Annotated in this window: 1 protein-coding gene; it reads right to left on the bottom strand. The window is 63.8% G+C overall.

The genetic code is table 11. The features are described from left to right. Positions 1–1,049 (bottom strand): CaiB/BaiF CoA transferase family protein (locus tag ACTZWY_RS19770; RefSeq protein ID WP_444792415.1); only part of this gene is annotated, 1,049 nt, incomplete at both ends.

The following is a 1,049-nucleotide window of genomic DNA, read 5'->3' as shown; positions in this document are numbered from 1 at the left end:
TCCAGGGTGTGGTCTGAAAACCGGAACGGGGCGCGCACGCCTTTCAGCCCGCCCATGTCCAGTTCCAGACCGCGCGCGATCACCTGCGGGTCGGCAAACACCTCGTCCATGGAATTGATGGGACCGGCGGGCACGCCCTCGCCCTCGCAGGCGGCCAGCAAATCGGCCTTGGCCCAGGTTTGTGTCCGCGCGCAAATCAGCGCAGACAGCGCGTCACGCTGGCGCACGCGCGCGGCATTGCTTGCATAATCAGGGTGTTGCGCCAGATCCTCCAGCCCCAGAACGGCGCAGAGCCGCTGGTATTGCCCGTCATTTCCCGTTGCGATGATGATATGCCCATCCGCACAGGGCACCACCTGATAGGGGGCCAGATTGGGGTGGAAATTGCCCAGCCGCCCTGGCGGCGTGCCCGTGGCAAGGTAGTTCATCGCCTGATTGGCCATGATGGCCACTGCGCAATCCATCAGCGACATGTCGATATGCTGGCCCTTGCCCGTGGTTTCGCGGGCATGAAGGGCGGCCAGAATGGCGGTGCTGGCATAAATGCCGGTGAAAATATCGGTTACCGCCACGCCCACTTTATGGGGCTGCCCGTCTGCCGGACCCGTCACCGACATCAGCCCGGACATGCCCTGAATGATGTAATCATAGCCCGCGCGGCTGGCATAGGGGCCGGTCTGGCCAAAGCCGGTAATGGAGCAATAGATCAGGCGCGGGAAATCTGCCGACAGGCTGGCATAATCCAGCCCGTATTTTGCCAGCCCGCCCAGCTTGAAATTCTCGATCACAATGTCGGCGCTGGCCAGCAGGTCGCGCACCTTTTGCTGCCCCTCGGGCGTGGCGAAATCTGCGGTCACGGATTTCTTGCCGCGATTGGTGGCGTGGAAATAGGCGGCTTCGGGGGTGCCGTCGCGGTCAATGAAGGGCGGCCCCCAGCGGCGGGTGTCATCGCCTTGGGGGGCTTCCACCTTGATAACCTCGGCGCCCAGATCGGCCAGCGTCTGGCCCGCCCAGGGGCCAGCCAGAATGCGCGCCAGTTCAATGACGCG

Origin of the sequence: Roseinatronobacter sp. NSM (genome assembly GCF_052379845.1) — a bacterium.
In the GTDB taxonomy this organism is placed as follows: Bacteria; Pseudomonadota; Alphaproteobacteria; order Rhodobacterales; family Rhodobacteraceae; genus Roseinatronobacter.
The sequence above is the reverse complement of the archived record's forward strand: the minus strand, read 5'-3'. Positions and strand labels throughout refer to the sequence as shown.